Annotated in this window: 11 protein-coding genes; 10 read left to right on the plus strand and 1 reads right to left on the minus strand. The window is 61.8% G+C overall.

Going from position 1 to position 20115, the window contains the following annotated elements; genetic code table 11:
- Positions 1-3: 3 nt before the first annotated feature.
- The 6 genes from C1725_RS01990 (at position 4) to C1725_RS02015 (ending at position 8548) form a co-directional block, all read left to right on the plus strand.
- Positions 4-1569 carry an extracellular solute-binding protein gene (locus tag C1725_RS01990; protein WP_102410016.1) on the plus strand — a complete coding sequence of 522 codons (1566 nt, stop codon included), beginning with the start codon at positions 4-6 and terminating at the stop codon, positions 1567-1569.
- A 78-nt stretch (positions 1570-1647) separates the two neighbouring features.
- Entirely contained in the window at positions 1648-2574 is a 927-nt protein-coding gene (locus C1725_RS01995) for an ABC transporter permease (RefSeq protein ID WP_346026250.1), read from the plus strand.
- Between the two features lie 21 nt (positions 2575-2595).
- Entirely contained in the window at positions 2596-3477 is an 882-nt protein-coding gene (locus C1725_RS02000) for an ABC transporter permease family protein (RefSeq protein WP_102410017.1), read from the plus strand.
- A gap of 211 nt (positions 3478-3688) precedes the next feature.
- Positions 3689-6040, plus strand: a complete 2352-nt coding sequence (locus C1725_RS02005) for an AraC family transcriptional regulator (protein ID WP_346026251.1) — start codon at positions 3689-3691, stop codon at positions 6038-6040.
- Position 6041: 1 nt separating this feature from the next.
- Positions 6042-6503 carry a YhcH/YjgK/YiaL family protein gene (locus C1725_RS02010; protein WP_102410019.1) on the plus strand — a complete coding sequence of 154 codons (462 nt, stop codon included), beginning with the start codon at positions 6042-6044 and terminating at the stop codon, positions 6501-6503.
- Positions 6504-6532: 29 nt separating this feature from the next.
- Positions 6533-8548: a beta-galactosidase trimerization domain-containing protein gene (locus C1725_RS02015; protein WP_102410020.1), complete on the plus strand. Its 2016-nt coding sequence runs from the start codon at positions 6533-6535 to the stop codon at positions 8546-8548.
- Between the two features lie 136 nt (positions 8549-8684).
- Here the strand turns inward: C1725_RS02015 and C1725_RS02020 are convergent, their stop codons facing one another.
- Complete coding sequence (locus C1725_RS02020; RefSeq protein ID WP_102410021.1) at positions 8685-13691, minus strand: SH3 domain-containing protein; 5007 nt, start codon at positions 13689-13691, stop codon at positions 8685-8687.
- Positions 13692-13958: 267 nt separating this feature from the next.
- Here C1725_RS02020 and C1725_RS02025 point away from each other — a divergent pair, with 267 nt between their 5' ends.
- From C1725_RS02025 to C1725_RS02040, 4 genes are all read left to right on the plus strand, one after another.
- Positions 13959-14516 carry an NUDIX domain-containing protein gene (locus C1725_RS02025; RefSeq protein WP_102410022.1) on the plus strand — a complete coding sequence of 186 codons (558 nt, stop codon included), beginning with the start codon at positions 13959-13961 and terminating at the stop codon, positions 14514-14516.
- A 121-nt stretch (positions 14517-14637) separates the two neighbouring features.
- A complete protein-coding gene (locus C1725_RS02030) occupies positions 14638-16743 on the plus strand; it encodes a glycosyl hydrolase 2 galactose-binding domain-containing protein (RefSeq protein ID WP_102410023.1) in 2106 nt (701 codons plus the stop codon).
- 73 nt (positions 16744-16816) lie between these two features.
- Entirely contained in the window at positions 16817-18361 is a 1545-nt protein-coding gene (locus C1725_RS02035; protein WP_346026252.1) for a response regulator transcription factor, read from the plus strand.
- Entirely contained in the window at positions 18358-20046 is a 1689-nt protein-coding gene (locus C1725_RS02040) for a histidine kinase (RefSeq protein WP_102410025.1), read from the plus strand. The genes C1725_RS02035 and C1725_RS02040 overlap by 4 nt, the downstream gene beginning before the upstream one ends.
- Positions 20047-20115: the final 69 nt, after the last annotated feature.

Here is a 20115-nt window from a genome sequence, read left to right on the forward strand (position 1 = left end):
AAAATGAAAAGAAATTCCCGAATCTTGGCATGCCTGATCGCCTTGTGCATGCTGACCGCGTTGCTACCGCTGGCGGCACTGGCGGAGGACGCGAACACGCCCACGTTGACCATCTGGTGCGCGTTTGAGAACAATGCCGCCAAGTCGGTCTCCAACTACGCGGACCTGCCGCTGTATCAGGAACTGCAAAAGCGCCTGGGCGTCAAGCTCGTGTTTCAGCATCCGCCGACGGGCATGGAAGCCGATCAGTTTAAACTTCTCGTCGCTTCCAAGGATCTGCCCGACATCATCGAGTACGACTGGTTCACGCAGTACCCGAAAGGGCCGCAGCGTGCGATCGACGATGGCGTCATCATTCCGCTCAACGAGTACATGGAAGCGGGGCTCACGCCGAATCTGTCCGCAAAGCTGGGGGACGACCCGGAATTGGATGCGAGCGTGAAGACCTACACGGGCAATTACTACGTCTTTCCCTTTATCCGCGACACGGCGCTGATGGAGCAAAAGGGCGGCGGCATTACGGTACGCAAGGACGTGCTCGATTCGCTCGGCCTGGAAGTCCCCACGACGATCGCTGAATGGGAGGCCGCCTTTGAAAAAATGCAGCAGGCCGGTTTTGAACATCCATTCACCGCGATTTTCAAGGATTTGCACACTAACGACTCTACCTGGGTCGGAGCATGGGGCATCGCGTATGGATTCTATCAGGTGGACGGCGAGGTGCGCTTTGGGCAGGTTCAGCCTGAATACAGGCAGTATCTGGAGACCATGGCGCGCTGGTTTGAAAAGGGCTATATCGACCCGGATCTGCTGACGAACGATAATGCGGCACTGGACGGCAAGATGACCTCCGGCAGCGCGGCGGTTACCTATCGCTCTCCTGATTCCGGCATCGGCGTATGGACGAAGGCGATGCGTCCGGCGAACCCCGACGTGATGCTCGTAGCCGCACCTTATCCGACGCTGGAAAAGGGCGAGACGCGATACATCGCACAGCCCAACTATCGCTATCAGGCAGCCTATTCCGCGGCGATCACGACCTCGTGCAAGGACGTCGAACTTGCTTTGAAAGTGCTGGATTATGCCTACAGCCCGGAAGGGCAGCTGCTGTATAACTTCGGCGTCGAAGGCGTGAGCTTTGAATACGACGAGAACGGTGAGCCGCAGTTTACCGATCTCATCAAGAATAATCCGGACGGCCTGACGCTGAAGGAAGCGATGATTCTCTATTGCCGCAATACATCCGGAGGCCCGTTTGAAAAGGCGGTGGGACCGATCATTTCCCAACGGACCTATCAGGAGCAGCTCGACGCGCCGATCATCTGGTTTAAATCGGTGGATTGGAGCCGCTCGTTGCCGCGCATCGTCTACTCTGGTGAGGAATCGGCGGAATACGCCACGATCATGAACGAAATCAACGTGCTGACGGAAGAAATGACCGTCAAGATCATGATCGGAGACAAGCCTCTGGAAAGCTTCGATAGCTACGTGGAGAGCATTGAAAAGGCTGGCGTCGCGCGCGCTGTGGAAATCGTGCAGACAGCGCTGGATCGCCAGAACGGAAAGTAAGCAGGGCGCGTCCGGGCTGCAAGCGCCGGCCCGGACGCCTTCCCCCTACGTTGCATCGAGAGAAAAGAGGCGGTATCCTTGCAGGCACGCACGTCCTTTATCAGGCGCGTTCAAAAGGACTATAAGCGCAACAAATATCTGATCCTCATGCTGCTGCCCCTCGTCGTTTACTACATCGTGTTTCATTACGCGCCGATGTATGGAACGTTGATCGCGTTCAAGGATTACTCGCCGCGTCTGGGTGTATGGGGTAGCAAGTGGGTTGGACTCAAAAATTTTACGGTCTTCTTCAACAGTTCGCAGTTTGAGCGCGTGCTTACCAATACGCTGAAACTGAGCTTCTATCAAATTCTCTTCGGGTTCCCGGCCCCGCTGCTGCTGGCCCTGGCGCTCAACGAAATTCGTTGCGCTCCCTTCAAACGCACTGTTCAGACGATCAGCTATATGCCCCATTTTATCTCGGTGATGGTGCTTTGCGGCATGCTGGTAGACTTTTGCAACACAAAGGGCATTTTAACCCAGCTTGTCTCGTTCCTTACGGGGCAGCCGCCCAAGAATCTGCTGCTCCGGCCGGAACTGTTTCGAACGATTTATGTCACCAGCGGCATTTGGCAGGAAATTGGGTTTGGTTCGATCATCTACCTGAGCGCGCTGTCTGGCATCGACCCGATGCTCTACGAGGCAGCCACGATCGACGGGGCAACGCGGCGCCAACAACTGCTGCATGTCACGATCCCCGGCATCGCCACGACGGTGACGGTGATGTTCCTGCTGCGCATTGGCCGCATGATGAACGTAGGCTACGAAAAGGTCATCCTCCTGTACAATGCGAGTACCTACGAAACGGCGGAGATCATCTCGACCTACGTATACAAGCGTGGCCTGTTGGACATGGACTACAGCCTGGGCGCTGCGGTGGATCTGTTCAATTCTGCCATCAATCTGGTGCTTCTGGTGAGTTTTAACGCGCTGAGCAAGCGCCTCACGGATAACGGCCTGTTCTGAGCTGCGGGAGGGAAGTAAAATATGAAGTACAGGAAGAGCGGCGGGGAGATAGCCGCGCAGGCGGCGCTCTACATCCTGCTGACCGCGCTAGCGATTGTGACGTTTTATCCCATGTGGCACGTCCTCATGGCCTCTATCAGTGACGGCAATAAAATTGTACAACACACCGGACTGCTCTTTGCGCCGGAGGGGTTCAGCGTTGCGGCCTATAAGATTGTGCTGCAGAATTCTTCCATCATCACCGGCTATCTCAACACCTTTTTCTACGTGATCGTGGGGACGACGCTGAACCTGGTGCTTACGACGCTGGGTGCTTATGTGCTCTCTCGCAGAAACTTTCTGTGGCGCACGCCGGCAATGATGATGATTCTCTTCACGATGTTCTTTTCTGGCGGTATGATACCGACCTTTCTGTTGGTAGAGGGCCTGGGACTGGTGGATTCGAGGCTGGCCCTGATCCTTCCCATGGCCGTCAACACGTACAATCTCGTCATTATGCGCACCTCGTTTGCCGCTGTGCCGGAGAGCCTGGAGGAATCCGCCAAGATTGAGGGCGCAAACGACCTGGTCGTGCTGCTGCACATCTTCATCCCGGTATCCGGCAGCGTTATCGCGGTCATGGTGCTCTATTATGCAGTCGCCCACTGGAACAGCTGGTTTCCGGCGCTGCTGTACCTGCGCACGCGTGCGCTGTACCCCTTGCAGTTGATCCTGCGCGAGATCCTCATCATGAACTCGATGGACAGCATGCGGGAAAACATCGACTTTGGCGATTTGGATCGCGTAACGGATACAATCAAGTATGCGACCATCGTGGTGGCGACGCTTCCGATTCTGTTGCTGTACCCGTTCCTGCAGAAGTATTTTGTAAAGGGCGTCATGATCGGGGCCGTAAAGGGATAATTGCACTGCGCAAAGAGGAAAAGCGCATTCGTCCGTTGAAATTTAATTCAACATGTTTTGTCGCAAATTCAGTACATTTTGTGACATAATCCGACGGATGCTTTTGGGGTTCTTTTGCTTTTACAAAACATCCGTCGAAACCTTTTTGGCCGTGATCTTAAAACGTACGGGATTGCTGGTAGCCTATGCACAGTGGAAATGGGGTGTCCCGATGAAGCGAAAGGACGTGCGCACCCGGCTGAGGTGGCGGCAAATTGCCCGCTGGATTGCGGTATACCTTCTGGTTGTGCTGCTGATCGTCGCGGTGGTGGGCATCATCAGTGTCGTTGCGATCAACGCCATCACACAGTCCGCCCGCGGGGAACAGCGTGAGAAAATGCTGCACGCCCGAGCAAGCGTCGACGCTGTGCTGGAGGATACGGAAAACGCGCTGCTGTTGCTTTCCAACGACGATTATCTCGTCGCGCTTTCCGATAAACAGCTTCCCTACACCCCTTCGCAGTTGTACATGCTCTACGATTTCAACCGCGCGTTCGGCCAGCACATGCTCGCACACAGCACATGGGATTGCTTGTACGCCTACTTCGGCAAGGGCGACTTTGTACTTGAAGGCGGCGCTAAGCGTACACTCGCAGATGTGCATGGGATGCTGGATTACGCACTGACACAGGAGGAATGGGTTCGCCTGATGGAAAGTACGGGCGAACCAGTATACCGCTGTCTTGCTTCCGCGAAGGATCCTGACCGCTATTATGTGGAGTACTGGTACCCGATGATCGGGCATTCCCGGGAGGAACCGCTGGGAGCGATTGTGGTTCGTCTGGACGACCGGGTATTGACGGAGCGTATGGCCGCGCTCAAGTGGTACCGTGACGAGTACGTGCTCGCCGTGGACGGAGAAGGCAGGATCGTCCTATCCAGTGACGCAGCCACGGAAGAAACCGCGCGGATATTGGATACGTTGGCACCTGCCCTTCTCAGCGGGGAAACATCGGCAGGGATTAACGGTCGATTCAGCGTAGGCGTCGCGCCTTCGGAGGTCAACGATTGGTGCTACGTCTCCATCCTTCCAGATGACTTTTTGATCGCCAACTCCCATTACAATGCGCGCATTGCCCAGGCGCTATGCCTGATGGTGCTGGTGGTGGGCGTATTGCTCAGCGTCGCCGCAGCGCTGCTGCGCTTCAGGCCGCTGGGCAGACTGTACGAGCTCGCCGAAATGGCGGGCGACGAACCGCCGCATGAGGAGAAAAATGCGTATAGCTACCTGGAAAAGTCAATGACGTCCATGCTGGAAAAGAACCGAGAAGCCCAACGCAGGCTGCGCAGACAAAATCAGCTCGTGAGAAACGACCTGCTGATCCGCCTGATTACTGGAAACCTCCGCAGTGTCGCGGCATTGGAGGACATTCTCTTCTCGAACGGCATCAGCTTTGTTTCCGAACGATTTATCGTTCTGGTGTTGGGCTTTGAGAACGAACAAGAACTTTTTTTCGGGGAGAGCGATGGCGGAGAGACGGAACAGATGGCGCGGTTTATTACCGGAAACGTGTTTGAGGAGCTCTTCGCGCAGACGTACAACGCGTTTTTCTTCGAGTATGCGGGGCTGAACGTAGGTCTGATCAACCTCAACGCGCAGCAGAATGGAGAATCCACATTAGAAGTACGTGCGCTGTACGAACAGGGCAGGCAGGTCATCCGAGAACACTTCGGTCTGCAGGTCACCTGTGCACAAAGCGGGTTGCACACCGGATATGCGGGCATCGCGCAGGCGTATGGCCAGGCGCTGGAGGTGCTGGAGTATCAGCAGCTTGTGGGCAGATCGCCGGACGGTTTCGTTTGCTATGAGGACGTTGCTCAAGAGGAGGTGCGGGGCAGCGGCGCTTTCAGCGTGGACGCACAGATTCGCTTCATGCAGAGCGTGAAAGCCGGAAATCTGGATCAGGCGCGGGGAATTATGTCGCGCGAGATAGAGGACGCGCGAAAGCGGGCGCCTTTTGACCTGGAGCGTTCCCGCTGCTTCATGTTTGCGGTGATGAATGCCCTGCTGGAGGCGGTAGATGAGATCGGAGAGAACGTAGGAGAAGATTTCTTTGAACGCATCCGGCCGACGGAACGGCTGCTCAGGTGTAATTCGATCGCTAACATGCGTCAGCAGATGGAGGCAATTCTGAGCGAAGCCAGTGAGTACATCCGGCGCAAGCGCAAAGATCACGGTGACCAGGTCGTGCAGCAGGTGATGGATCATGTACACTTGCGTTATATGGACGTCAACATAAACGTATCGAGCATCGCGGACGAGATGGGAATGTCCATCTCAGGCTTAAGCAGGCTGTTCAAAAAAAAGACGGGACAGGGACTGCTCGACTACATCGTGCAGGTGCGTATGGAGGCAGCCAAACGCCTGCTGGCCGATACGGGCTGCACGCTGACGGAAATTGCCGAACAGGTTGGCCTCATCAACGCCAATACGCTCATCCGCACGTTCAAGCGCTATACGGGGCAGACCCCGGGTAAATACAAGCAGGAGAACAGGAAAAAGCAGAAAGTGGAGGAACAATAGAATGATTGTTGACAAGGTGGAGAATATTGCCCGCTACGCGCTGATGATCAGAGATTGCGACAAGCTGGTCGCTTTCCTTGAGAAGAATGACCTGACCGCGCTTGCACCCGGTCGCTACGTGCCGGAAGAATCGGACATTACGGTATCGCTCTTTGAGTACGAGACCAAGATTGGTGACAAGACGCGCTGGGAAACGCATCATGAGCATATGGACATTCATTTCGTCGTGAAGGGCTGCGAAGAAGTCGCCTGGATTCCCGCGCAGCACGTAACGGAATCCACCGAATACGTTGCGGAGCGCGACGTGGAATTTTTCGCGGATGATGCGCAGGGCTCTCGCGTACTGGTAGAGGAAGGCTACTTTTGCCTCGTCATGCCCGAGGACGCGCACAAGCCGGCGCTTGCACCGCAGGATGCGATACGCCACGGGAAGAAGGCAGTCGTGAAGGTCGCGGTGAATTGAAAAGCAGGCGTTGGGCAAGGAGGAGGTTTATGGGAAATTGGTGGGAAGACTATGCGTGGCGGCAGGTGCAAACGAATCTACGGGAAATCGATATGGCGGATATCGACGCGGATCGGTACGTGAGGGAGCTGCGCGCATTGGGGGCCACGGTCGCGATGATCAATGCGGGCGGCATTCTGGCCAGCTATGAGACGGATTTGCCCTTTCACCAGCAAAGCGAGTATTTGACCGGTGATTCGCTGCGCAGGGTTATCGATGCCTGCCACGCTGCGGACATCAGGGTGGTGATGCGCACCGACTTTTCAAAGATGCGAAGGGCCGTATTTGAAGAGCACCCCGATTGGGCGTATCGGACGATCGACGGAAAGATCGTAGACTACAACGGGGACGTGCATGCCTGCGTCTGCGGAGGATTTCAGCAAAAAGCGGCCCTTGAAATCCTCCGCGAAATCGTGACGAAGCTGCCAGCGGACGGGCTCTTTATCAACATGAGCGGATTCCAGACGCGGGATTACAGCTATCGGGAGTACGGCATTTGCCATTGCGAGGCGTGCCGGCAAGCGTTCCGTGCTTATGCGGGGATGGAATTGCCCGCGAGTGCGGACATGAAAGACCCTGCCTATCGCCGCTATCGGGCCTTTCAGCGGCACGTCCTGGAGGAGCAGGAGAGCAGGATCGTTCGGATGGTGCGGGAGATAAATCCGCAGATCGCAATAAACGGAACGGATTTCTTTCGGATGGAATCGAACACCGAATACGGCCGCCCATTGCCGCATTGGCAATACAGCGCATCCTCCAATACGCGCTGTCTGCGGGGGATACCCGGAGGACGTACGGTGAGCAATACCTCGGTGGATTTCATTGGGTTTTACTACCGGCATGTGGCGGTGAGCGCTGCCCTGCAAAAGCTCAGGCTTTGGCAGGACTTAGCGAATCTGGGAGGGCTGGACTACTACCTGATCGGTCGTCTGGACAACCACGAGGATCGTTCGGGTTTCGAGGCCGTCCAAGCGGTATTTCACTTTGCACGCGAGCACGAGACGGACTATCGCGGCCTGCGCTCATGCGCGGATGTTCTGGTGCTTCGCAGCCACGCCTGGGGCGATGGATCAGAGGAACGAGGATGGATTCGCGCGCTGACCGAGAGCCACGTGCTCTTCGATGAGGCGCTTGAAGCCGATATTCTCGCTTATCCCCTCGACAAGTACCGCGTTGTCGTCGTGCCAGGCATCGAGGTGCTCAGCCGGGCGGCGACGCAAAAGCTGGATGACTTCGCAGAGCGCGGTGGGTGCGTCATCGTCAGCGGAAACGCGGCGCGCTACGACGAAGCATTCGAGACGTACGAGCGCCTACCGCTGCGCTGCCTGGGCATTCGTCGGGAACTGGGGCGCAGGGAGGACATGCTGTCCGCCATGTTCAGGCTATCGGGAGCGGACAAGACGGCGTTTTCGGCATTTGAACAGAGCGACCTCGTCTGCTTCGGCGAGTGCTATCACTATTGCGAGTACGAGGATACCGCGCACGCGTACATGCGCTTGATTCCACCGCATCCCTACGGGCCGCCGGAACGCTGCTATTACACGCAGGTAACGAATTTTCCGGGCGTGACGGCCAATACCTGCGGTGCGGGAAAGGGGATTTACATTCCCTGGAGCATTGGGACGCTATACTACAGAGAAGGCTATGAAAATACCCTTTGGGTCTTGCAGGGTGTACTAGAGAGGTTGGCGGGTTTAAAAAGCGCGGCACCGGGACTTTCTCCGATGGTGGAGGTTACTGCCGCAGCCCGAACGGATGGTTCGGGGTTGCTGATACAACTGGTGAATGCGAGCGGGCACTTTGGTACGTCTTTTTTTCCTCCGTTGCCGGTAGAGTGCGTCCGAGTCAGGATTCCCTGTTCTCAGCGTATGAAACGAGCCGAAAGCCTGATAGATGGGCGCACGGTTTCTTTCAAGCAGGATGAAGATATGGTTTGGTTGGAAATCGGCCCTATAAATGAATTCGAGGCTGTAAAGGTGGAAATGGAACAGGCAGCGGAAAGATGATTAAGACATGGAGAATCGCGGGTGTGATTCCGGCCTGCCGGTAGGAGTCGTTTTTCAACGGAAGGGATTTTAAGGAGTTACATGGGCAACGGAAACGGGGGCAGTTCGCGCGGAACTGCCCCCGTTTTGGGATGATTTACAGGTCGAGCGGGTGATCCGTGTCCTTCGGCCGTACGCGGCGGCGGCGGTGTTCCGCGCCGTCGGTTTCAGGCGTTTGGGTCTCGGTCTGCGCTGAAGCCGGATTCGCCGGCTGTACAGGCTTTACCTGAGCGGAGCCGGTTGCGCCGGTGGTGTCGGCGGCACGGCCTGCGAGGTAGGGATTCGTGCGCTGGGGCATCGTGCCCGTAGGCGCTGCGCTGGGCGAGCCGGTTACGCCTGTGGGGCGCTGGGGCATCGTGCCCGTAGGCGCCGCGCTGGACGAGCCGGTCGCGCCGGTGGGGCGCTGGGACATCGTGCCCGTGGGCGCTGCGGTGGGCGAGCTGGTCGCGCCTGTGGGGCGCTGGGGCATCGTGCCCGTAGGCGCCGCGCTGGGCGAGCCGGTTACGCCGGTGGGGCGCTGGGGCATCGTGCCCGTGGGCGCTGCGCTGGACGAGCCGGTCGCGCCGGTGGGGCGCTGGGGCATCGTGCCCGTAGGTGCTGCGCTGGGCGAGCCGGTTACGCCTGTGGGGCGCTGGGGCATCGTGCCCGTAGGCGCCGCGGTGGGCGCGCCGGTTATGCCTGTGGGGCGCTGCGGCGCGCCGGTGAGCGCCGGATTGGGTGTGCCGGTCGGGCGCGCATAGGGATTTGCCTGCGCCGCACCGGTCGAACCCGTGGGCCTGGGCGGCATGCCAGTGGGACGCTGCGGCGCGCCGGTCGGGCCGGTCGTGCCCGGCATACGGGGAGCGCCGGTTGCACCGGGCGTGCTGCCCGGTCTGGGCTGGCCGCTCTGCGGGCGGACGGTCGAGGTGCGCTGCGGGTTGTTGGGATCGACCGGCCGCTGCTGCGCACGGCGCTGCTGCTGTTGCTGCTGCGCGCGCCGCTGGGCGAGCTGGCGTTCCTCTTCCTTTCGCTGGTTGTTGCGGTGCACCATGAAGCCGTAAAGGGAGGCCAGCGCGCCGACCAGCACGATGCCGATGCCCAACAGCAGGAACGGCGGTTTAAACGATTCGGTCTTGGATACGGGGGCGATTGTCGGCTCTACGCCGTCCGGGCCCTCGTCCTCTTCGTCCTCGCCAAAGGGATTCGGCGTGGCGGTCGGTTCGGGCGTTTCGGTCGGCGTGGGCGTCGGGGTGGAATAGTCCGGCATGCCGGTGATCGTCGGCGAGGTCCATTCGCTTTGATCGGGATTGATCGTCGCGAGCGGCTTGCCGTTGATGGTGTATTCCACGTTGTTGCTGGAATTGTTGCCGGAGGAATTCGACGAACCGGAGCTGGAGCTTCCGCCGTTCTTGAGGTAGGTTTCGAGCTCCGCGACGCTCATGACGGAGAGCATATCTCCACGTACGTAGCCCGTGGTGCCGCGGTAATCGACCTTGTACCAGTCGTATCCGCCGCTGGAGGTGACGCCCATGACGAGCAGCAGAGAATTGGTGCTCAGCTGCGTCAGCGCCTTGGAGCTCTGGGACGCGCCTTCGCGCATGTTGACCTTGTTCTTGACGGTGATCGCGTAGCTGCTCGCGCCGTTGGGATCCACGGGCTTTGGCGTCGTGGAGGGCGCCGGGGTGGGCGTCACCTGGCTGGCCAGATAATCCTTCACTTCGTTGTAGGTCATGAAGCGAAGCTGGCTCGCGTGGATGTATCCCCACTGGTTGCCATAGCTGACGAGGTGCCACTGCTGGCCGTCTGTGTATTCCTGCTTGGTCGCGTAGACGACCGTGTTCGTCCTCTCGATGACGGTCTGAATATAGGCGTTTTCATTGGGGTTGCCGCGCAGCACGACGTTGTCCATCGTGGTGTAGGCGTAGCCTTCAAAGGGCAGCGGGGTCGCGGTGGGCAGCGGCGTGGCCGTGGCGGCAGGAGCGGGAGAAGGCGTGCGGATGCTTTCCTCGTACGCCTTGGACTCGTCTGCCGTCAGCGCCTGCACCTCGCCGTCCTGCACGAAGCCGCGCGCGTCGCCGTAGGTGACCAGATGCCAGCGCTGGCCGTCTACGTACTGCTGATCGAGCACGTTCACGACGGTGCCCGCCAGGGAGACGGTTGCGACGGTTGAAGCGTTCGCGTTGGCTACCGAGCGCACGAAGACGTTGTTGCGCAGCGTCTTGGCGTATCCGGCATACGGCGCAGGCGTCGCGCTCGCTTCCGGCTTAGGCGATTCCGCCGCCTCGGGCTGGGGGGTCATCGTCTCTTCCGGCTTTGGGGTTTCCGTTTCCTCGGGTTTGGGCGTCGGAAGCGGCTCCGGGTTTTCGAGCGAGTTGCGGAAGTTGAACTCCTCTACCTCGCCCATCAGGGTGACGAACTTGGAGAGAACATACCCCTCCTTGCCGCTATCGACGACCTTTACGCTGCACCAAAGTTCTCCGCTGCTGTTGGCTATCTGTTCTTTGACCCACAGCAGCGTATCGCTGGACAGCTCCCCGAGCATCGTTGCCTTTGTGCTTGTATCTTTGCGCAGGTTGACTTTGTTATTTGTTCTGCCGTAATGGTAAACATCTCCCAGAGTCAGCTCCTGCGGATCCTCGGTGACGCCGGGCTCGTTGGGCTTCCCGGGATTTTGAGGTTCATCCACGGAACCGTCCGGGTTCTCGGGCTCCTGCGAATCGCCGCCGTCCGGGGTGCCGCCTTCGGGCGGGAGATCGCCGGTGCCGCCAGAACCGTCCGGGTTCTCGGGCTCCTGTGAATCGCCGCCGTCCGGGGTGCCGCCTTCGGGCGGGAGATCGCCGGTGCCGCCAGAACCGTCCGGGTTCTCGGGCTCCTGTGAATCGCCGCCGTCCGGGGTGCCGCCTTCGGGCGGGAGATCGCCGGTGCCGCCAGAACCGTCCGGGTTCTCGGGCTCCTGTGAATCGCCGCCGTCCGGGGTGCCGCCTTCGGGCGGGAGATCGCCGGTGCCGCCGGAACCGTCCGGATTTTCAGGCTCCTGTGAATCGCCGCCGTCCGGGGTGCCGCCTTCGGGCGGGAGATCGCCGGTGCCGCCGGAACCATCCGGGTTCTCGGGCTCCTGCGTATCGCCGCCGTCCGGCGGGTTCTTTTCCGCATCGATGCGGGCCATTTTCTGCTGCGCGGTGTCTTCGTCGATCAGAGTGGCGTCCGTCGCGAGCACATAGCCCGACAAATCCGTGCCGTACACCGTGGCATGGAACCAGATGCGGCCCGTGTCGTCGGTTTCAAAGCCGTCGTAAACCAGCAATGCGCCGGCGGGCACGAATTGCACCGCGCCGGAATCCGGCTGCTGGCCCGGTGCGGGCAGCAGCGCGACCTGCACGTCGGGGGTGTTTTCGTCTGCGATGGGCTGCGCGTACTGGGGATAGGGCAACTCGCCCGGATTGTAATCCAAATCATTGGAAGGAACGCCATCCGGAAACAACTCGCTTAGCGCGGAGGCATCCAGCGGTGCGATCATATCGCCGCGCATGTAGCCGCTTTGCCTTGTTTGAGCGCCTCTTTCATCCAGAACGGTGATCTGATACCAGGTATCTTCGCCGTTTTGCTCGTTTGCACCGACGAACAGTTTCGTGCCCGTATTGGGCACCCTTGAAAGCTCTGAGCCGTCCGCAGCGCTACGCACACGGACACCGGTTTTGATCGTCTCGGCATAAGAGTAAACGGGGATCAAAGCCTCGTTGCCATTAGGCATGGGCTCGTCAGAAGCGGCCGGAGGCTCTGCGTTGTCAGAATCGCTGGGGCCGTCAGAATCGTCAGGGCTGCCGGGTTCGCCGGAGCCATCGGAATCGCCGGAGCCGTCAGAATCGTCGGGAGTGCCGGGTTCGCCGGAGCCGTCGGAATCGCCGGAGCCGTCGGAATCACCGGAGCCGTCGGAATCGCCGGAGCCGTCAGAATCGTCAGGTTCGCCGGAATCGTCGGGCATATCGGGCTCATCGGGGGTTTCTGGGGGCTGAGGTTCCTGCGCGGGCGCGTAGAGCGCCAGCAGCGCCGCCTCGTCCTCCGGCACGGAGACGTCGCTGATTCGCACGTAGCCGTATTCGTTCGTGATATAGCGGCTGACAAAAAGCCAATACGCGTCGTCGCTGTCGCTCAACATGAAGGTGTTGACGAGCAGCGGCTCGCCCAGATCCAGATAAACTGCGGAATCGTCCACGAGCCCCGGTTCCGGCAGCAGCATGGCGGGGCCTTCGGCGCCGTTGGCCTGTACGTAACGGCCTACGACCGTAGACGGGTCAAGGGAGGCGGGAAGATTATCGATGCCTGCGTCGAGATCGCCGAAATCATCGGGTTCGCCGAGGTTATCAGGTTCGCCGAGGTTATCGGGCTCGCCGAAGTTGTCGGGTTCACCGAAGTTGTCGGGCTCGCCGGAGTTGTCGGGCTCGCCGGAGTTGTCGGGCTCGCTGGAGTTGTCGGGCTCGCTGGAGTTGTCGGGTTCGCCGAAGTTGTCGGGTTCGCCGAAGTTGTCGGGCTCGCCGAAGTTGTCGGGCTCGCCGAGGTTATCGGGTTCGCCGAGGTTATCGGGCTCGCCGAAATCATCGGGCTCGCCGAGGTCTCCTTCTTCGCCCGCGCCGTCGCGCGTCGGTTCAAGGCCCAGCGCGTAGATGAAGCTGTCCACATCGTCGGGGTTCGCCGGGTCCGGCACCAGCGCATCCGGCGCGGTCGCCATCACGTAAAAACGCACGGAGGCGTTCTCCGACGTCCCCACGATGGTCAGGGGGGCGGCGTCGCTCGCGGTCATATCGAGCGGAAACGAGATGTCGGGTTCAAAAACCATGGCGTCGACCGGCGTGCCGTTTGCATCCCATCCTTCGACGGAGAGCGACAGCCCCGAGAGCATGGCGGCATCCGGCACCTGTATCCAGTACAGATCCGTCCGGCCTTCCGAGTCGGTCAGCAGCATCGCGGGAAAGTTCATCACCTCGCCGTCCGCCGTCATGCAGGACGCGGAAACAGCGATCGTCGGGGAATTCTGCTCGCCCAGCGCGGCTGCGGCGGGCATGCTCAGCGCCAGCATCAAACTCATGAGAATGGCCAGCGCGCGATGGGTAAACCTTTGCACTTTCATGCAACCCCTCCTTTATCTTCGCCCTGCTGCGGAGCAGCGGGCATTCATTGCCGGGCGGCGCCTTGGGCGGCCGGCGTGTGGACAGTCCAGGTACGCTTCATTGTATCGTGCGGCGGGGCGCTTGTCAACGCAAACGGGTCGTCCAAATTCCGCGCGCGCAAGCGCCTGCAGGCAGGAAATAAGCCCCTCTGAATCGAAGATACTCGCACGGAGAAGGTTTTATGCCTTCACAGGGCATTTGCGGAATAAAAGGAGGCGCTTTTTTGGATGAACCCGAATGAACAGGACAGCGAGCTGCGCGAGACGCCGGTTTCGCGCGAACCGATCTTTCACGGAAAGATCATCGACGTCGAGCGCTGGAAGGTGCGCCTGCCGGACGGCGGGGAAGCGCCGCGGGAGGTCGTCCTGCACCGGGGCGCGGCGGCCGTCGTCGCGGTCGATAAGGATAACTTCGTGACCCTCGTGCGCCAGCACCGTGTGGCGGTGGACGAGGTGACGCTGGAAATCCCCGCAGGCAAGCTGGACACGGCGGGGGAGGACCCCTTCGTCTGCGCCCAGCGGGAGCTCGAAGAGGAAACCGGCCTGCGCGCCCAGCGATGGCATCCGCTCACCACGATCCTGACGACGCCGGGCTTCAGCTCCGAGCGCATCGCGATCTACCTCGCGACCGGACTGACCGCGGCCAGGGCGCATCCGGACGAGGATGAGTTCCTCGGCGTGATACGCATGCCGCTCAAGGAGGCCGTCGCCATGGTCATGCGCGGCGAGCTGCGCGACGCCAAAAGCGCCGTCGCTCTGCTGCTCGCGGACAAGCTGCTTGGATAGAGCGCCGGGCGAAAGCCTCCTAAAGTTATAACGTCCGGGGAGGGCGCTTTGTTGCGTATTTCCAGAAATTACTGCGCATCCAGGTGCCGCGCGGGCCCTGCGAAGAAACGGGGGATGGACATTGGCGTGTACGAAAAAGCTCAGGCAGTTTTCGCTCAGCGGGGCGGGCTATGCGTTTGAGGCGGAGACGCCCTGCACCGTGCTGCAGGCGCTGGAGGGGGCGGGCGTTTTGACGGGCCTGGAAACGGGCCTTGGCGCGCGCGACGCTGAATGGGCGGCGGCGCGGGAGTGGATCTTCTCTGCGCAGGCGGACGTCTCGAACTGGGCGGACGAGCGCTGTTTTCTGCGCTTCGCCCGTCTGCAGGGCGACGGTTCCGTTCGGGTAAACGGCCGCGAGGTCGGAACCTTTTCGGATGGCCCGCTCGCGCTGGACGTGACGGGCGAGCTCTTCGGCGCGGACACGATGCGCGTGGAGGTGGCGTTCAGGCCCGCCGCGCCCGTGGGACATCCCGCCCGGGCCGCGCAGGGAATAGCAGGCGAGGCGGCGCTATGCGGCGTCAGCGCGCTGTGCGTCGAGCGCCTTACGCTGCGCGCGGAACCGGAGCGGCTGTCGGCGGACGTGACGGTCACGCCGTTCGTGCCCGGCCGCTATACGTTCCGCTACGCGGTGACGCAGGGAGAGACGGCGCTGGGCCTTTACGAAATAGAGGAGCCCCTTCCTGCCGCCCGGACAGCGCTGCTGCATACGCTGGAGCCGCAGGAGGTCGCCTGGCCCGTCTGGCGGCCTGGGCGGTTCAATGAGCCCGTGACGGTGCGCCTGCAGGTGCTTCGCAGGGGCATGGCCTGCGACGGCGTGCGCGTACACACGGGCTTTCGGACGCTCCAAACGGCGCTCGTGCTGCCCGGGCAGCCCCCGGCACTGTGCGGCGTAAACGGGGAGCCCGCGCAGCTCTTTGCCGCGCGCCACGAACCGGACGTGCATCGCGTCCGCGCGCGCGAACAGTACGGCGCGCTTGTGCGACTGGCGCAGGAGGCGCACCTGAACGCGCTTTACGTCTGCGGCGAGGAGGATGGGGCGTTTTACGACGCCTGCGACGAGGCGGGGCTGATGATTTGGCAGCGGCTGCCGCAAAGCGGCGCGTTCGACACGGCTGCGCGGCTGTGTCATCACCCGTGCGTGGTGCAATGGGCGTCGGAAGACCTGTCCGCGGCGTCGGAAGCGCTCAGCCGCCTCAGCGACGGACGGCCTGTGACGCCGCCGGCGCGGCGGGGTCTGCCCGGCGCGCCGGCGGAGGCGCTCGTAATGCGGGGGCCCGAGCTATCGGGCGGCATGGAGGACATGGCGCGCCGCTTTGCGCAGGACACGGCTGCCGTGCGCGTCGTACCGGTGCGGGCGTACGCGGACGCGCGCAAGCTCGCGGCGCTCGCGGGCGGGCAGGCGTTCTGGCCGGAGACGGGCCCGCTTTGGGCCCTGCGTGAAGCGGAGGGACCGGCCATCGACCGCGAAATGCTGCGGGATGCCTGCGGCGAGGTTCCGGCTGAGGACGCGCGGACGCTCTGCGGCCTTTCGCGCTTTTTGCAGGCGGAGACGCTGCGGCAGGCGGCGCTCGCCGCCCGGATGCGCGCGGGCAGCGCGGTGCTGGGCAGCCTGCGGGAAGACTTCGCGCGCCTTGAGTCCGACGCGCTGGTGGAGGCGGACGGCTCGAGGCGACCGGCGTTTTACGCGGTCTGCGAGGCGCTCGCCCCTCTGTGCCTCGCGATTCGGCTGGACCGCACGGCCTTTTGGCCGGGTACGCACATGGATGGGTTCATCCACCTGCTCTGCGCGGAGGAGATGCGCGACCTGACCGTGCGCGCGACGCTCTACAGCTCCACGGGCGAGACGCTGTGGGAGGAGGCTCGCGTAATCGCCAGGCATACGCAGGAAGTGCTGCGTGCCTATGCGCAGCTCCCCGAGACGCCGGGCATCCTGCTGCTGCGGGTTCAGGCGATGGAAGGCGTGACGGTCGTGGCGGCCTCGGAGCAGCTCGTCTGCGTGGGCGTTCCGGGTCCGATGTGGCCGCTCCTGCACCCCTCTCCGGCCGCGCTTTGCGTGCGCGGCGGGCGGGTGAAAAACGAGGGCGCGTTCCTGGCGCTTGGGGTGCTGACGGACGGCGGCTATTTTCACCTGCTGCCGGGAGAAGAGGCACCCTGCGGGACGGATGCGCCGGAGTGCCTGAACGGATAGGCGATAAAAACCAGGAAACGGGGCGCGTGTATGCCTCGTTTTTTTATCGGGTGGAATGGGCGGAGGGATGACGATGTTTCGGGTGTTTATCGTGGACGACGAAAAGCAGGCGCGAACGGGCCTGCGGGACTTCATGCCCTGGGCAGCGCTCGGGTGTGAGGTCTGCGGCGAGGCGGACGACGGGGAGACGGCGCTGGGGCCGATCCTCGATGAGAAGCCGGATATCCTGCTGACGGACGCGCGCATGAAGCGCATGGACGGCATCGAGCTGTCCCGGCGCGTCAAGCAGTTCCTGCCGGATACGCAGGTGATCTTCATCAGCGGATACAGCGACGCGGATTATCTTCAGCAGGCGCTGCGCATGGAGGCGGTGGACTACGTCTACAAGCCCGTCAACTTGCGCGAACTTGGACGCACCATCGAGCGGGTCACCGGAAAGCTCGGAGAGCGGGCGCGCGAGCAGGACGAGCGGCGCAGGATGCGCGAGCAGCTCGAAAAGAGCATGCCGCTTCTGCGGGAAAAGTTTTTTATCGACTGGTTTGACGGGCAATACGATCAGGAACAGCTGCGCGAGCAAATGGCATTTCTGCAGATCTCCCTGCCGCAGGGGCCGCTGCTGCCGGTGGTGCTCTGCCTGGACCGGGGACGCGGGGATACGCCGCAGGAACACGAGATGAGCCTGCTTTCGCTTGAGCGCTTGGTGCGGGGGCTGTTCAAGGCGGCTGTCTGCGCGCGCTGGCAGCACGCGCTCGTGGCGCTCTTTTCAAACGCCGACGGATCGGAGGCCGCACGGCGTGCGGAGGAGATTGCGCGTCAGGCGAGAACGCGGGGGCAAAGCGTGTGGGCGGGCGTCGCGGATGCGCCGGTCGAACCGGACGAGCTGTGCGTAGGCGTCCGCCGCGCGCGCGACGCGGCGGACCGGCGCTTTTTCGAACCCGACCGGCCCGTCTTCATCTGGAGTGAAGCGGAGGAAGCGGACGGGCGGAAAAGACCGGGCGCCTTTGACGCCCGGCGTTTGGCGCTGCGCGTCGCGGACGGGCTGGAGACGGGTCAAACGCTGGAGGCTGCGCTTCGGCGCGCCGGGCAGGGGCGCACCATCGATCAAGTGCGCGGCGCGTGCATCCTGCTGACGCAGGAATTGTGCGAGCGTTGCCTATGCGCGGACATTTCGCGCAGGGGCGTGGCGCTTTGCGCGCGCATCCCGGAAATGGATACGCAGCAGGCGCTTTTCGGGGCAGTGCTCGCCTTTGCACAGCTTTGCGTACGGGCGGAAAAGGAAGCGGGCGCGGAGCAGGGGGACAGCGTATCCGCCGCGGTGCTGAAGATTTTGCAGATGCGCTATGCGCAGCGCCTCACGATTGAAGATTTAGCGCGCGAGGTACACCTGTCGGCCAGCTATCTGAGCGTGCGGTTCAAGCAGGAGACGGGGGAAACCATTCTCGACAGCCTGACGCGCATCCGGATGGAACATGCCCGCCTGCTTCTGGAGCGCGGCGAGCTCACGGTCTATCAGGCGGCGGAGGCGGCGGGCTATACGGACGCGGCATACTTCACCCGCATGTTCAAAAGAACGTTCGGCATGACGCCGGCGGAATACCGGAGGCGAGAGGTCAGATGAAGAGACGGACGCTGGCCGCGCTCGTCGCGGTCTTCTCGCTCTTGCTCCTTTGCGGCATCGTCGGAAGCCTGAAGTTGAACGAGGCGATGAGCAGGCAGGCTGAGGACGAGGTCATTCAGACCCTGCGCCAGGCGCTCCACCAATCGGTACTCAACCTGAACGACCGCATGCAGGCGGTGGAGGACGCTTCCCTGCTTCTGATGCTGGACGAGCGCACGCAAACCATGCTCGCAAGAACCCCGGCGCAGGACGACATGGAAACTGCGATGGGCGATCTGGAGAACCTGCGCACCCTGTTTGAACCGGTGCTGTTGCGGGAAGATATCGCGCAGGTGCGCATGTACCTGCCCGACGAACGCATTCTCTCGCGCGAGAAGATCAACTTTTTTCCCCTCTCCAAGTTTGAAGGGACGGATGCGTGCACAAGGCTGCTGGCAGGGGACGCGCGGACGCTTTGGCTGGCGCAGGGGGAGACCCTCGCTTTTGCGCGTGCGATGCGAAGCCCGCACGACTACGACGCTGTCAGCGGATACCTGATTGCCTATATGCCCGCCAAGGTGCTCAGGGAGGTGCTGGCGGAGTTTCAGCTCTCTGAGGGCGTTCAGCTCCTCCTGCTCGACGAGCAGGGCAACTGCGCGCTGAGCCGGGACGGCCTCGCGCCGGACGATGCGATGCTGGAGCGTACGTTTGGCCAAACGCAGGCGGTGGAGCGCTTTGCGGAGGAAGGCGTCGTCTCCATTCAGGAGGCGCTGCTGCCCGTGGGCTGGCGCGTGCTGATGGCGGTGCCGGAGAAAGCGCTGATCGCCAACCACACGCTGCTGCGCAACGCGAACGCGCTGCTCTTCGTAGCCGTGCTGCTGATCGCCTGTATCGGCGTTTCCTGCCTGGTGTTCGTATTCTATACGCACGGGGTGAACGAGCACATCCGCGCGCTCAACCGCACGCTCGCCCGCGAGGGCATCCGCGGGTTTCAGGCCGACAGCGGGCGCCGGGACATCTACTTTCTGGAACAGGGGCTTTGCGAGCTGGTGGAGACGATGCGCCGCACGACAGAGGAAAGCTATCGGGTGAGGCTCCGCGAGCGGGAGGCGGTCTTCCGCGCGCTGCAGGCGCAGATCAACCCGCACTTCCTCTACAACACCCTGGACACGATCCACTGGATGGCACTGCGCCACGGCGCGCAGGACATCGCGGACGTGCTCGATTCGCTTGCGCGCTACTTCCGCCTGAGCCTCAGCGGCGGCAAGGACATCGTGCCCCTGCGCACGGAAATAGAGATCGTGCGCGCGTACCTGGAAATTCAGCTCGTGCGTTTCGACGGCGGATTTCGCGTGGACTGGCGGGTGGAGGAGGCGGCGCTTGCCTGCACGCTGCCCAAACTGACGCTTCAGCCCATCGTGGAAAACGCCGTGCTCCACGGCATCCGCAGGCGCGAGGAGGAGACCGGCGGACAGATCACCATCGAGGCGGCGCTGCGCGGGGAAGCGCTTTGCCTATGCGTGATGGACAACGGGCCCGGACTCACGCAAAGCGGGACGGACAAGCAGACGGACGAGGGGGGATACGGACTCAGGAACATCCGGGACCGCCTGGACTTCTTCACGAACGGTCATTTTGAGTTTACCGTTCAGGAGGGACGCGGCGGCGGGGTTCGCGTGTGCATGAGCCTGCCGGTACGGGAATGAACGGAAAGAGAAGAGGATTGTCCAAGAAATCGAAGGATCGTCCCCTGTCCCGCGGGCGCTTTCCCGTGA

Origin of the sequence: Beduinella massiliensis (assembly GCF_900199405.1) — a bacterium.
Lineage (GTDB): Bacteria > Bacillota > Clostridia > Christensenellales > Aristaeellaceae > Beduinella > Beduinella massiliensis.